Consider the following 12,581-nt stretch of genomic DNA (forward strand, 5'->3'; position numbering starts at 1 on the left):
ATGCAACGCTTCCTCATGCGGAGCGCGGTCGCGCTCGCGCTTTTCGCCGCCGTCCCGGCCTTCGCGGACGTCACGCTCGACGGCCGTTCCGTCACGCCCGAATCCATCGCGCGCATCGCCGACGGCGAAGCCGTGTCGATCGCACCGGCCGCCCGCCAGCGGGTCGTCGCCGCGCACGACGTGCTGCTGAAGGCCGCCGCGGCCGGCCAGCAGATCTACGGGCTGACGGTCGGCGTCGGCCTCAATAAAGACCGCGAGATGGTCGACGCGCACGGCAAGCTGAGCCAGGAGGTCATCGACGCATCGACGCGCTTCAACATCGGGCTGATCCACGCACACTCGGGCAGCGTCGGCCCCGACATGAGCGTGCGCGTCGCCCGCGCCGCGATGGCCGCACGCCTGAACGCGATGCTCGACGGCGGCGCCGGCGTGCAGCCGGCGATCGTCGATGCGTACGCGCAATTCCTCAATCGCGGCGTCACGCCGGCGATGCCGGCGGACGGCTCGATCGGCGAAGCCGACATCACGATCCTGAGCCACGTCGGCCTCGCGATGCTCGGCGAAGGCGACGTGTACTACCAGGGGCGCAAGCTCGCCGCCGCCGACGCACTGAAGTCGGCCGGCATCGCGACGATCCGTCCGTACGGCAAGGATGCGCTCGCGATCCTCAGTTCCAACGCGTATTCGGCCGGCATGGCAGCGCTGGCGCTCACCGACATGGCGCGTCTCGCGCAGGTGTCGAAGGTCGTGTTCGCACTGAGCCTGCAGGGGCTGAACGGCAACGTGTCGCCGTTCCGCGAGGACACGCTGGCACTGCGGCCGTTCCCGGCCACGCTGCGCGCCGGCTCGGCGCTGCGCACGCTGCTCGCGGGCAGCAGCCTGTGGAATCGCGATCCGGACCGGCCGCTGCAGGATCCGCTCAGCTTCCGCTCCGGCGTCTACCTGCTCGGCGAAGAGGATCGCACCTACGACGAGGCGCGCGCGTTGCTGCAGGTCCAGCTCAATTCGAGCGACGACAACCCGGGCGTCGCGGTCGGCGTCACGCCGAAGTCGAACCGCGCGCAGGATACGGCCGGTTATGTCGACAGCGGCGGCGCGGTGCTGCCGAGCGCGAACTTCGAACCGCTGCCGTGGGTGCTCGCGTTCGAACAGCTCGGGCTCGCGCTTGGCCACAACGCGCTCGCGTCCGCGCAGCGCATCGTCAAGCTGAACGACCCGCACCTCACCGGCCTCGCCCGCTTCCTCGGCACCGAGGAGACCGTGCATGCGTTCGGCGCGATGGAGAAGCCGCCGACCGCGCTCGCGATGACGGTGAAGTCGCTCGCGATGCCCGTGTCGCTCGACTACCTGCCGGTCGCCGGCGGCATCGAGGACGTCGCGACGAATGCGCCCGAAATCGTGCAGCGCGTGCAGAAACAGATCGACTCGAGCTACGCGCTGCTCGGCCTCGAACTCGTCGAAGCCGCGCAGGCGATCGACCTGCGCCAGCGCAAGCAGCCGTCGTTCACGCTCGCGCCGGCCACGCAGCCGCTCTACCGCGCGCTGCGCACGAAGGTCGCGTTCCTCGAGCGCGACCGCCCGCTCACGCCCGACTTCCGGGCCGCCGATACGCTGCTGCGCGCGTATCGCGACTGAACGGCGCGCCGCCCTTCATTCGTTTCATCGCTTTACCAGCCGCCGCGATCGTCGCCCGATCGCGGTGCGGGGTACGCACGTCCGGATGTTTGCACGCAGCCGGATCGACCCGCCGTTCGCCGTCTTTCAACGCCGTCTTCCAACCACCACGCACTGGAACATCATCATGAAAAAAATCCTGTTCGCGCTGCCGCTCGCGGCGGCCGCCACCGCGCACGCGCAAAGCAGCGTCACGCTGTACGGCATCGTCGAGGACGGCGTCGACTACGTGTCGAACGTGCAGGGCAAGCATCTCGTGCAGCTCGCGTCGGGCGTGACGGCCGGCAGCCGCTGGGGCGTGCACGGCACCGAGGATCTCGGCGTGGGCTTGAGCGCGATCTTCCGGCTCGAAAGCGGCTTCGACATCAACTCCGGCCGCCTCGGCAGCGGGCTCGCGTTCTCGCGCAACGCTTACGTCGGCCTGAACGACGCGAAGCTCGGCACGCTCACGCTCGGCCGCCAGTGGGACTCGATCGTCGACTACGTCGAGCCGTTCACGCTGAACGGCAACATCGGCGGCTATTACTTCGCGCACCCGAACGACATGGACAACACCGACAACGGCTTCCCGATCTCGAACGCGGTCAAGTACCGCAGCCCGACGATCGCGGGCGTCACGTTCGGCGGCCTCTACGCGTTCGGCGGGCAGCCGGGCCGGTTCTCGGACAACGCGACGTTCAGCGTCGGCGCGAGCTACGCGGCGGGGCCGGTCGGCTTCGGCATCGGCTACCTGCGGATCAACAACCCGGGCGTGTCGACGCAGGGCTACCAGAACTATCCGGGCTTCACGAACGCGATCTACGGCAACTACCTCGATGCGGCGCGCGCGCAGAAGGTGTTCGGCGTCGGCGCGTCGTACCAAGTCGTGCAGTGGCTGAAGGTGCTGGCCGACTTCACGAACACGAACTTCCAGCAGGGCAGCGCCGGGCACGATGCGACGTTCCAGAACTATGAGCTGTCGACGCTCGTCACGCCGACGCCGGCGGTGACGATCGGCGCCGGCTATACGTACACGACGGGCCGCGACCATGCGACGAACGCGGAGCCGAAGTATCACCAGTTCAACCTGAGCGTGGAGTACGCGCTGTCCAAGCGCACGAGCGTCTATGTGATGGGGGCGTTCCAGAAGGCGGCGGGCGATGCGCCGGTCGCGCAGATCGCGGGCTTCAATCCGTCGGGCAACCAGAAGCAGGCGGTCGGCCGTGCCGGTATCCGGCACGTGTTCTGACGTTTCCCACGGCTGACGGCCGCGCGTCGCGCGTGCAGGCAGCCGATCCGCTCGCCTTCGCCTTCTCCACACAATTCGATCAGTATGCCTATCCATTCAACCCGGAACACCGGCCGGCGTCGCCGCCTTCTGTCGACCCTCGGCGCATCGCTGATCGCCTGCACGATCGCCGACGACGTCTCGGCCCAGTCGTCCGTATCGCTGTACGGTCTGGCCGACGTGTATGTCGGCACGCAAAAGAGCCTCGGCAAGCCGCGTGCGTATGCGATGAATTCCGGCGGCTTCACGACGAGCTTCTGGGGCATCGGCGGCCGCGAGGATCTCGGCGGCGGCTATGCGCTGCAGTTCGCGCTCGAAGCGTTCATGCGCCCGTCGAACGGCGGCGCCGGCCGCTTCAGCGGCGATACGTTTTTCGGCCGCAACGCGTATGTCGGCGTCGCGACGCCGTACGGCGCGCTGCGCGCGGGACGCAACACGACGCCGTATTACATCTCCGTCGTGCGCTTCAACCCGTTCTCGACGTCGTTCGGCTTCTCGCCGGCGCTAAACCAGATGTACAAGGGCGTATCGGGGCAAGGCCTCGTCGGCGACAACGGCTGGAGCAATTCGATCCTGTATTCGACGCCCGCCGACCACGCGCTGCAGGCGAGCCTGATCTATGCGACGGGCAACGAGCCCGGTCACACCGGCGCGAACCAGTGGGGCGGCAGCGTCACCTACGACCGTCAACGCGCATTCAGTGCGACGCTCGCATTCCAGCAGGCGCGCTACGACCGGACACCGGGCGACCTGAACGCGTCCATCGCCGGCTTCACGCAGCAGGACGCGGTGTTGGCCGGTGTCGGCTACGACCTGAAGTTCGTGAAGTTCACCGCGTTCTACCAGTACGTGCACGACGCGATCGACGGCGGCGGGCTCGGCACGCACAGCGGGCAGGTGGGCGCAGCGGTGCCGGTGGGCTTCGGCACGCTGCTCGCGTCGGTCATGGCCGCGAAAAGCCACGGCCGCGACCGCCCGTCGAGAACGACCTGGGCGCTCGGCTACGACTACCGGCTGTCGAAACGGACCGACGTCTACGTCGCGTTCATGCGCGACCGCGCGCGCGGATACGGGAACGGCGATTCGACCGGGCTCGGCCTGCGCACCGCATTCTGAGCCCGCACGCACCGGTGCGGCGCCACGATCGTGCGCAGACGCAGGCCGTGCATGTGGCGCGTGTGCTGGCGCAGGCGTTGCGCAGTTGATCTGCGATACCGAAAAAACACGAGACGCAGAGGCGCAGCCCGCCTGCGTCACTGCGGCTCGCCCATCCCGCCCATCAGCGCCATCAATTGTTCGCGCAGCCACCGGCTGCCCTGGTCCTGATCGGCGCTGCGATGCCAGTAGCAGAAGTAATCGAGGCCCGGCATCTCGAACGGCAGTTCGAGGATGCGGGCCGGATAGCGCTGCAGCAGCCGCAGCGGCGCCGTCAGCGCGAGATCGCCGCGCATCGCGATCAGCGGCGCGACCATGTAGTGCTGCACGCGCATCTGGATATTGCGGCGCAGCCCGAGGCGCGTCAGTTCCGCGTCGACGTGCCCGCTGCCCTTGCGGCGGCTCGACACGTGGATGTGCCCCATCGACAGGTAGTCGTCCATGGTCAGCGTGTCGCCCTTGAACGGGTGATCGTCGCGGATCATGCATGCGTAGCGGTCGCGCACGAGCAGCGCCTGGTGCAGATGCGGATCGCCAATCAGCGGCGCGTCGATCGCGATGTCGACCGAGCCGTTCGCGAGTGCCGTGGCCACTTCGCGGCGGTCCATCGTGTAGCTGCGCACGTGCATGCCGGGCGCTTCCCGCTGCAGCAGTTCGCCGAGCGCCGGCAACAGCAGCGCTTCGGTCAGGTCGCTCATGCTGAGCCGGAACACGCGCGCCGACGATGCGGGATCGAACACGTCGCCTTCGTGCGCGCTCGAATCGAGCAACTGCAGCGCCTCGCGCACGCGGCCGACGATGTTCTCGGCCATCGGCGTCGGCATCATCCCGGCCGGCGTGCTGACGAACAGCGGATCGTTCAGCGTCTTGCGCAGCCGCGCCAGCGCATTGCTGACGGCCGGCTGCGTGAGGTTCAGCACCTCGGCCGCCCGCGTCAGGTTGCGCTTGTTGTAGATCGCCTCGAATACGACGAACAGGTTCAGATCAATCTTCGAAAGGCGCATCGCCGGATCTCCTTGCCGGCATCTTACGGCGTGCGCCTCTCGTTCGTCCATGCCGGCCCCGCGGGCTGCACCAGACGCGTTGCGCATCCCGGCGCGCCGCTCAACCGCGCGGCGGCGGCGTCAGGTACGGCGCGGTCGAGCCCGGCTCGCCGTCCTTGATCTCCATCCGCGCGATCGCCTGCAGATGCACCTCGTCCGGGCCGTCGGCGAAGCGCAGCGCGCGGCCCCAGGTCCACAGATCGGCGAGCGGCGTATCGGGGCTCAACCCCGCCGCGCCGAACACCTGCATCGCACGGTCGCAGACGTCCGTATACACGGTCGGCACGAGCGCCTTGATCATCGCGATTTCCTTGCGCGCGGCCTTCGCGCCGACCTTGTCGATCATCCACGCGGCCTTCAGCACGAGCAGGCGCGCCTGGTCGATCTCGATGCGCGAGCGCGCGATCCATTCGCCGACCGTGCCGTGCCGGTTCAACGGCTTGCCGAACGCGACGCGCGACTGCGCTCGGTCGACCATCAGTTCCAGCGCGAGCTCGGCCGCGCCGATCGAACGCATGCAGTGATGGATGCGGCCCGGCCCGAGGCGGGCCTGCGCGAGCGCGAAGCCGCTGCCTTCCGCGCCGAGCAGGTTACGCGCCGGCACGCGCACGTTGTCGAACGTGATCTCGCAGTGCCCTTCCGGCGCGTGGTGATTGACCACCGTGATGTTGCGCACGATCGTCACGCCCGGCGTGTCGCGCGGCACGAGGATCATGCTCTGCTGCTGGTGCGACTCGGCATCGGGATCGGTCTTGCCCATCACGATGAAGATCTTGCAGTTCGGATGCGCGGCGTTCGTGATGAACCACTTGCGGCCGTTGATCACATACTCGTCGCCCACGCGCTCGATGCGCGTCGTGATGTTCGTCGCATCCGACGACGCCACGTCGGGCTCCGTCATCGCGAACGCCGAACGGATCTCGCCGCGCAGCAGCGGCAGCAGCCACTGTTCGCGCTGCTCGGGCGTCGCGAACATGTGCAGCAGCTCCATGTTGCCCGTGTCCGGCGCGTTGCAGTTGAACACCTCCGACGCCCAGCTCACGCGCCCCATGATCTCGGCGAGCGGCGCATATTCGAGGTTCGTCAGGCCCATGCCGGGCTCGTCGTCCTTCAGGTGCGGCAGGAACAGGTTCCACAGCCCCTCTGCCTTCGCGCGTTCCTTCAGCTCCTCCATGAACGACACGGGATACTGGCCCGCATGCACTTCCTCGTTCCACTGGCGGATGCGCGGCACGATGTGCGCGTCCATGAACGCGCGCACGCGTTCGCGCAGTTCTTCCACTTTCGGGGTGTAGCCAAAGTCCATGATCGACTCCTCGAGATTCCGGTTTCCGTTCGGTCAGAAGGCAGAGACACCGCCGTCGACGGCGACGGCCTGCCCGGTCAGGTAAGTGTTTTCCTTCGCGCACAGCGTCAGCATCGTCGCGACGATTTCGGCGGGCCGGCCGAGCCGCTTCATCGGCGAGCCTTGCGCGAGAAAATCCTGGCGGTCGCCGATATCGCTGTCGGTAACCATCGGCGTCGTGCTGTAGAACGGGCACACCGCATTCACGCGGATGCCGTGGCGCGCGTATTCGAGCGCGGCTGTCTTCGTGAGCCCGACCACCGCATGCTTCGACGCCGCGTACGCGGCCAGCTTCGGCGCGCCGCCGAGCCCGGCCATCGATGCGACGTTCAGGATCACGCCTTCGCGCTGCGCGAGCATCTGGCGGATCTGGTGCTTCATCCCGAAGAACACGCCCTTCGCGTTCACCGCGAAGCTCAGGTCGAGATCGGCTTCGTCGGTGTCGATCAGCGCCTTCATCGGCGGCGCGATGCCCGCGTTGTTGATGCCGACGTCGAGCCGCCCGAAGCGCGCGGCGGCCGCGTGCACCAGCGACGCGACGTCCGCCTCGATGCGCACGTCGCAGCGCTGCGCGATCACGTCGGCGCCGGCCGCGCGCAGCGGCGCGGCCACGCGTTCGAGCGCTTCGCCGTTCAGGTCGCCGAGCGCCAGCCGCGCGCCCATCGCGGCCAGCTCGCTCGCAAGCAACGCGCCGAAGCCGCTCGCGGCGCCGGTGATCATCACGGCCTGCCCGGCGTAGCTGTCGATTTTCATCCCGCGCTCAGATCGTCAGGCCGCCGTCGACGACGATGCATTCGCCGTTCGTATAGCTCGCCGCGTCCGACACGAGATACAGCACGGTGCCGGCCATCTCGCGCGGCTCCGCGTGGCGGCGCAGCGGGATCTTCGCCATCCAGTTCTCGTAGATGTCCTTGTCGGCGAACAGCGCGCCCGCGAACTTCGTCTTCGTGAGGCCCGGCAGCAGCGCGTTCACGCGGATGCCGAGCGGCCCGCATTCCTTCGCGAACGCCTTCGTCATGTTGACGACGGCCGCCTTCGTGATCGAGTAGATGCCCTGCCGGTCGCCCGGCTGCAGCGCATTCACCGACGCCGTGTTGACGATCGCGCCGCCGCCGTGCGTCTTCATCAGCTTGCCGGCCTCGACCGACATGAAGAAGTAGCCGCGGATGTTCACGTCGACCGTCTTCTCGTATGCCGCGAGATCGGTATCGAGGATGTGCCCGAAATACGGGTTCGCGGCCGCGTTGTTCACGAGGATGTCGAGTCGCCCGTGCTTGCCGCGGATGTGCTCGAACGTCGCGGCGATATCTTCCAGCCGCCCGACGTGGCAGGCCAGCGCCTCGGCGCGGCCGCCCGCCGCGACGATCGCGTCGGCCACGGCCTGGCAATCGTCGAGCTTGCGGCTCGACACGATCACGTGTGCGCCCTGCTCTGCAAGCAGCTTCGCGATTTCCTCGCCGATGCCGCGGCTCGCGCCCGTCACCAGCGCGATCCTGCCGGTCAGGTCGAACAGATTCGTTGCCATGTTGTCTCGCTCCTCCATTGATGGATTGTCGTGTCGCCGCGCTACGATCCCGGCGATTTCAGCAATTTCAGCGATGCGCGTCGATCACGCTCACGGCCAGTTCGGCCAGCCGGCCGGCCATTGCGCCGACGCGCAGCGCTTGCTCGCTCGACGCGTTGCCCTGCAGCGCGCGCGCCTTCACGCCCTGCGCGATCGCCGCGAGGCGGAAGAAACTGAATGCGAGGTAGAAATGCCAGTCGCGGATCGGCTCGATCCCGCGCAGTTCGCAATAGCGCGCGACGATCGCCGCTTCGTCCGGGACGCCGAGTTCGGCGCGATCCAGGCCCGCGATCCCGCGCACCTGCCCGCCGGACGGCAGCCGCAGGCACATGCAGAAATACGCGAGATCGGCGAGCGGGTTGCCGAGCGTCGACAGCTCCCAGTCGAGCACGGCCTGCACGCGATAGCCGTCGCGCGCGAACATCAGGTTGTCGATCCGGAAATCGCCATGCACCAGCGCCGGCCGGCCCGTGTCCTCGAGGCACGCTTTCGGCAGCCAGTCGATCAGCGTCTCCATCGCGTCGAGGCGCTCGGTTTCGGCCGCGCGATACTGCTTCGTCCACACGCCGATCTGGCGCTCGAAGTAGTTGCCGGGGCGGCCGTAGTCGGCGAGGCCCACCGCGTCGACATCGACGTCGTGCAATGCGGCCATCGTCTGCAGCAGCGCGTCGTAACACGCCGCGCGATCGGCCTTCGGCAGTTCCGGCAGCGCGGGATCCCAGAAGATCCGACCGTCCTCGAAGCTCATCACGTAGAACATGCTGCCGATCACGTCGCGGTCGACGCAGAGGTGATACGGACGCGCGACCGGCACCGCGGTGCCCGACAGCGCGGTCAACACGCGGAATTCGCGGTCGACCGCATGCGCGGATTTCAGCAGTTCGCCCGGCGGCTGGCGGCGCAGCACGTAGCGGCCGCTCTTCGCGTGCAGCAGGAAAGTCGGATTCGACTGGCCGCCGGCAAACTTCTCCGTGTCGACCGGGCCTTCGAAGCCCGGCACGTGCGCTTCCAGATAGCGCGTGAGGCGGGCTGTATCGAGTTGCTGGGAAGGGTTCGTCATCGTCGCGATCGTTCGTGAATGCGTGAGTGAGTGGGTACTTCGGCTTCGGTCAGCCGTAGGTCCGGAACGCGTGCCGTTCCGGATCTTCCAGATGCGGGATGCCGTTGAACGACGCCAGGTGGAACACGTCAGCGTTGAAGAAGAACTGCGACAGGCTGCTGTTGCGAATCTGCAGGTTCAGCGCGATCGCGCTCGCGGGCGGCGCCGCAAGCACCTGCTGCACGGTCACCGCGATCGGGCCGCCGGAGCTCACCGCGAGCACGCGCTGGCCGCCGCCGTGGCGGATCGCGTCGCGCGCCTCGGCGACGCGCTGCTGGAAGTGCGCCCAGCTCTCGGGGGCCGTATCGCCGAGCTTGTTCTCGGACCACAGCTGCAGCACCTGCCTGAGCGCACGGAAATATTCCTTCATCGAGCCGGCGGCGAGCCGCGCGATTTCCGGATAGTCGCTGGCCGCGGCCGCGAACAGCCCGTGAAAGTCGTATTCGTTCAGGCCCGGATGGCGGTCATACGACACGCCTTCGCGGCCCATCCCGCGCAGGATCGCGTCGACCGTCTGCGCGTGGCGGTTCAGCGTGCCGCAGATCACGCGATCGAATGCGAGGCCCTGCCGCGCGAAGTATTCGCCGAGCCAGACGCCCTGCTGGTCGCCGGCCGCGGAAAGCCGGTCGTAGTCGTCGGTGCCGAACGACGCCTGCCCGTGCCGTACCAGAAAGAGTTCAGCCATCGCATGCCCGCCAGATCAGAAGGATTCAGCATAGGGGGCCGACGGTTATTTTTAAAATTTATTTGGTGAATCGATCGTCATTCACGATGCGAATTCCACATGGAGACCGCATGGATGCCGGCGAACCCATGACGGCAGGCCGGCTTATACTGCGCAACCGACCCGAAGCCTGCCCGGAACCAAGCCCATGCCGCATTCCCCGCCGAACGATCTGCCGCGCTATCGCCTGCTGACCGGCAAGGACGACGCCGTGTTTTGCCACCGCGTATCGGACGCGCTGGCGCTCGGCTACCGTCTGTACGGATCGCCGGCGGCCACCTTCAACGGCGTCCATGTCGTCGTGGCGCAAGCGCTGCTCTGGCCCGACGAAGACGGGGCTGCTCCCGGCGCCTGATCGCACCGGACGGCACGCGGCAAAGAAAGCGCCGCCCCGCCCCCGACTTCGGTCAAAGACTGTCCGTTCCGCTTGCGCTCGCGTCCGGCGGGACAGAATTGCCGCGACACGTCGGATGCCCCGGAATCTCGACGACGCGCCCTTGCAGCGGCCGCGGCACGCCCGGATACACATTGAAGGGTTCGACGGCCTGCCCGTCCAACTTCGCGTCCTTCACTGCGTAGCGTACGGTTCCCGTCGCCGTCAGCCGCGCGCCGTACGCATCGCACACGACGGACAATGCCTCTTTCCGGTTCTCCGGCATCTGCCGGACAAGCGCACTGAATCCCAGATTGACGACGATGCTCCCGGTCGCCTTCTGCTGCCCCTGCGGCATCACCTTGATCTCGGGTTTGACGTCCAGCCGATACACCGTCTCGTCCTGAACCGCCCGCAACGGCTTCAATGCAATGTTCTTGGTCTGCCCGGGCGCGAGCGTCAGCTTGAACGGAAATGCATAGAGCGCCGGCTTCGCGTCGTTGCCGACCGGCTCGAGTTTCTCGTCTTTCAGCGGCACGCCGGGATTGAGCAAGCGCGACAATGAAATGGTCACGTACTCGGGACGATCGCCGTTATTGACGATCTGCACGCTTGCCGTACCCGAATCGACCGAGATTTCCTTCGGAAACACGTCGATCGTCGCGAGGGCGACGCCTGGAATCAGCGCGGCGAGCGTGGCCGCACTCGGAAGAAAGAATGAACGCAATCTCATGTTGGGGTCCAGTTGAGTCGGCACCCTGACAAGGCATGCCGGGACTGCCGCCGTGCGCAGGTTGTCATTCGCATGCGCGCACTCAGGGTTTGACGCAGACGACAATCAGAAACGGAAAATTGAAAGCACACCGCCCGCAACACGGCGGGCGATGAGGAGCCGGGACGTCTCCGAGATCGGGAGAGACGACCGCCGCTATGGCTGTTTCACCACGATCGGTTCGAAAACCAGCGACAGTGTGCCCGTATAGGTACCGACCGTGCTCCTGAAATCGCCTTCCGGCGGATACGCGGAGACGGCGAGACGGTAATAGCCTTCGGAATCGACATTGGGCGACGGCGGCGCCGGGTTGTCGAACTCGATCGCCTGCCCAATGACGAGCGGCTTCTGGTCGGCGCCTTCCGCGCCGATGCTGACCGCCGGCGTGCGGAACGCGAGCGTCGGCTTTGCCTGATTCCTGATATCCAGCGGCTGATCCATGCGGACCTGAAATCTGCCCGTCGTCGAGACCACACGCAGCCGTGCGTCCACCTCGTACGCAGTCTCCCAGCCGCCGAGCTGCTGCATCGTCAGGCCCTGCCCGAACCAGCCGCCCTTGTCGTCGGTGATGATCAGATTGTTCGGGCGGACGACCTTGGCAGTAATCGCGCTCTGCGTCTTGCCCTTGACCAACAGGGTTTCCGCCGACGCGAACATCGGCAGGAACATCAGCGTCGCCAGCAATCCGCTCAGGATGTTTTTGCGCATTTCGCCTCCTATGATTTCGTCACGACCGTGAACGACAGCACATCGTTGTAGTCGCCAGCGTCCACGGTCATGTCCACCGAGGTCCTGAACGTCGGCACAAAGCAGGTGCGATAGTTGTTGTTCAACCTCACCGCGCTTGCGCTCGTATTTGGCAACCGGAACGTTGCGCTACCGCTGTCCAGCGTCATGTCGTACGGAATCGTCTGGGACGGCTTGCTGGTATTCCTGAGCAGATACCGGTTACCCGAAACACCGTTCGCACTCGTCGCATTGATCACGAAATTGCGATAGCCGTCGAGGCCCGTGTATGTGAAGCAAAGCTGCTGTGCCGCACCGGCGAGCGTCTTTTCGCCATTGCCTCGCGGCAATTCTCCGAGATTCCAGTCGGGTGCCGCCACATCTACCACGAGAGAGGGCGGCGGTTTTGGCGGCGGGACTTCGGGATCGATCACCTGACATGCGTTGGCAATGCTGGCGTTGGTGACATAGGCCCCGCCGGTGATCTCGCCCACGTCGTCGCCGCTCGTATAGTTACCGGCACGAATGGAAATGCCGGGCCAATCCTTGATGGCGGCATTGTCGATCAAGACCTCGACTAGGGCCGCGTACGGCTCCTTGGTACCCCATTCCGGTGGCGTGTTCATTGACTTGGCATACATCATATAACCGTTGCCCACATAGGGGTACCCGCTCTGTATGCCATTCATCGTGACATACTTCGCTGCAGCACTGCTTGGCCGCATATTCCCCTTCGCATCATATGTATAGATCAGGACGCCTCGAGACCGAAAGACGTAGTTCCCGGTGGTACCCTCTATCGATCGATAATTAAAGACCACCTGGATCGTACTGGTTCC

Annotated in this window: 13 protein-coding genes; 4 read left to right on the forward strand and 9 right to left on the reverse strand. The window is 66.4% G+C overall.

The window, feature by feature from the left end; all coding sequences use genetic code 11:
* The 3 genes from JYG32_RS27105 (at position 1) to JYG32_RS27115 (ending at position 4,057) form a co-directional block, all read left to right on the forward strand.
* Positions 1–1,635 (forward strand): HAL/PAL/TAL family ammonia-lyase, encoded by a 1,635-nt coding sequence (locus JYG32_RS27105; protein ID WP_213265663.1) that lies wholly within the window; start codon positions 1–3, stop codon positions 1,633–1,635.
* A gap of 166 nt (positions 1,636–1,801) precedes the next feature.
* Positions 1,802–2,902: a porin gene (locus JYG32_RS27110; protein ID WP_213265664.1), complete on the forward strand. Its 1,101-nt coding sequence runs from the start codon at positions 1,802–1,804 to the stop codon at positions 2,900–2,902.
* An 84-nt stretch (positions 2,903–2,986) separates the two neighbouring features.
* Positions 2,987–4,057, forward strand: a complete 1,071-nt coding sequence (locus JYG32_RS27115) for a porin (protein ID WP_213265665.1) — start codon at positions 2,987–2,989, stop codon at positions 4,055–4,057.
* A 137-nt stretch (positions 4,058–4,194) separates the two neighbouring features.
* Here the strand turns inward: JYG32_RS27115 and JYG32_RS27120 are convergent, their stop codons facing one another.
* The 6 genes from JYG32_RS27120 to JYG32_RS27145 all read right to left on the reverse strand — a co-directional run bounded on the left by JYG32_RS27120 (position 4,195) and on the right by JYG32_RS27145 (position 9,832).
* Positions 4,195–5,100 (reverse strand): LysR family transcriptional regulator, encoded by a 906-nt coding sequence (locus JYG32_RS27120; RefSeq protein WP_213265666.1) that lies wholly within the window; start codon positions 5,098–5,100, stop codon positions 4,195–4,197.
* Between the two features lie 100 nt (positions 5,101–5,200).
* Entirely contained in the window at positions 5,201–6,445 is a 1,245-nt protein-coding gene (locus JYG32_RS27125; protein ID WP_213265667.1) for an acyl-CoA dehydrogenase family protein, read from the reverse strand.
* Between the two features lie 33 nt (positions 6,446–6,478).
* Positions 6,479–7,237, reverse strand: a complete 759-nt coding sequence (locus JYG32_RS27130) for an SDR family NAD(P)-dependent oxidoreductase (protein ID WP_213265668.1) — start codon at positions 7,235–7,237, stop codon at positions 6,479–6,481.
* A gap of 7 nt (positions 7,238–7,244) precedes the next feature.
* Positions 7,245–8,009, reverse strand: a complete 765-nt coding sequence (locus tag JYG32_RS27135) for an SDR family oxidoreductase (protein WP_213265669.1) — start codon at positions 8,007–8,009, stop codon at positions 7,245–7,247.
* Positions 8,010–8,076: 67 nt separating this feature from the next.
* Positions 8,077–9,108 (reverse strand): phosphotransferase, encoded by a 1,032-nt coding sequence (locus JYG32_RS27140; RefSeq protein ID WP_213265670.1) that lies wholly within the window; start codon positions 9,106–9,108, stop codon positions 8,077–8,079.
* Positions 9,109–9,157: 49 nt separating this feature from the next.
* On the reverse strand, positions 9,158–9,832 hold the full coding sequence (locus JYG32_RS27145; RefSeq protein WP_213265671.1) for a histidine phosphatase family protein: 675 nt from the start codon (positions 9,830–9,832) through the stop codon (positions 9,158–9,160).
* Positions 9,833–10,019: 187 nt separating this feature from the next.
* Here JYG32_RS27145 and JYG32_RS27150 point away from each other — a divergent pair, with 187 nt between their 5' ends.
* Positions 10,020–10,226: a DUF1737 domain-containing protein gene (locus tag JYG32_RS27150; protein ID WP_174378622.1), complete on the forward strand. Its 207-nt coding sequence runs from the start codon at positions 10,020–10,022 to the stop codon at positions 10,224–10,226.
* Between the two features lie 52 nt (positions 10,227–10,278).
* On the opposite strand, the gene JYG32_RS27155 is transcribed toward JYG32_RS27150, so the two are convergent.
* The 3 genes from JYG32_RS27155 to JYG32_RS27165 all read right to left on the reverse strand — a co-directional run bounded on the left by JYG32_RS27155 (position 10,279) and on the right by JYG32_RS27165 (position 12,431).
* Positions 10,279–10,977: a hypothetical protein gene (locus JYG32_RS27155; RefSeq protein WP_213265672.1), complete on the reverse strand. Its 699-nt coding sequence runs from the start codon at positions 10,975–10,977 to the stop codon at positions 10,279–10,281.
* 195 nt (positions 10,978–11,172) lie between these two features.
* The gene (locus JYG32_RS27160; protein WP_213265673.1) at positions 11,173–11,724 is read right to left on the reverse strand and encodes a hypothetical protein; all 552 of its coding nucleotides are present in this window, start codon (positions 11,722–11,724) and stop codon (positions 11,173–11,175) included.
* A gap of 8 nt (positions 11,725–11,732) precedes the next feature.
* Complete coding sequence (locus JYG32_RS27165; RefSeq protein ID WP_213265674.1) at positions 11,733–12,431, reverse strand: hypothetical protein; 699 nt, start codon at positions 12,429–12,431, stop codon at positions 11,733–11,735.
* Positions 12,432–12,581 lie beyond the last annotated feature (150 nt).

Origin of the sequence: Burkholderia pyrrocinia (assembly GCF_018417535.1) — a bacterium.
Classification (GTDB): Bacteria; Pseudomonadota; Gammaproteobacteria; order Burkholderiales; family Burkholderiaceae; genus Burkholderia; species Burkholderia pyrrocinia_E.

Excerpts from the sequence above, each read along its gene's own strand:
- JYG32_RS27105 (WP_213265663.1), top strand. The coding sequence starts at position 1 with ATGCAACGCTTCCTCATGCGGAGCGCGGTCGCGCTCGCGCTTTTCGCC.
- JYG32_RS27110 (WP_213265664.1), top strand. The coding sequence starts at position 1,802 with ATGAAAAAAATCCTGTTCGCGCTGCCGCTCGCGGCGGCCGCCACCGCG.
- JYG32_RS27115 (WP_213265665.1), top strand. The coding sequence starts at position 2,987 with ATGCCTATCCATTCAACCCGGAACACCGGCCGGCGTCGCCGCCTTCTG.
- JYG32_RS27120 (WP_213265666.1), bottom strand. The coding sequence starts at position 5,100 with ATGCGCCTTTCGAAGATTGATCTGAACCTGTTCGTCGTATTCGAGGCG.
- JYG32_RS27125 (WP_213265667.1), bottom strand. The coding sequence starts at position 6,445 with ATGGACTTTGGCTACACCCCGAAAGTGGAAGAACTGCGCGAACGCGTG.
- JYG32_RS27130 (WP_213265668.1), bottom strand. The coding sequence starts at position 7,237 with ATGAAAATCGACAGCTACGCCGGGCAGGCCGTGATGATCACCGGCGCC.
- JYG32_RS27135 (WP_213265669.1), bottom strand. The coding sequence starts at position 8,009 with ATGGCAACGAATCTGTTCGACCTGACCGGCAGGATCGCGCTGGTGACG.
- JYG32_RS27140 (WP_213265670.1), bottom strand. The coding sequence starts at position 9,108 with ATGACGAACCCTTCCCAGCAACTCGATACAGCCCGCCTCACGCGCTAT.
- JYG32_RS27145 (WP_213265671.1), bottom strand. The coding sequence starts at position 9,832 with ATGGCTGAACTCTTTCTGGTACGGCACGGGCAGGCGTCGTTCGGCACC.
- JYG32_RS27150 (WP_174378622.1), top strand. The coding sequence starts at position 10,020 with ATGCCGCATTCCCCGCCGAACGATCTGCCGCGCTATCGCCTGCTGACC.
- JYG32_RS27155 (WP_213265672.1), bottom strand. The coding sequence starts at position 10,977 with ATGAGATTGCGTTCATTCTTTCTTCCGAGTGCGGCCACGCTCGCCGCG.
- JYG32_RS27160 (WP_213265673.1), bottom strand. The coding sequence starts at position 11,724 with ATGCGCAAAAACATCCTGAGCGGATTGCTGGCGACGCTGATGTTCCTG.
- JYG32_RS27165 (WP_213265674.1), bottom strand. The coding sequence starts at position 12,431 with ATGAATGGCATACAGAGCGGGTACCCCTATGTGGGCAACGGTTATATG.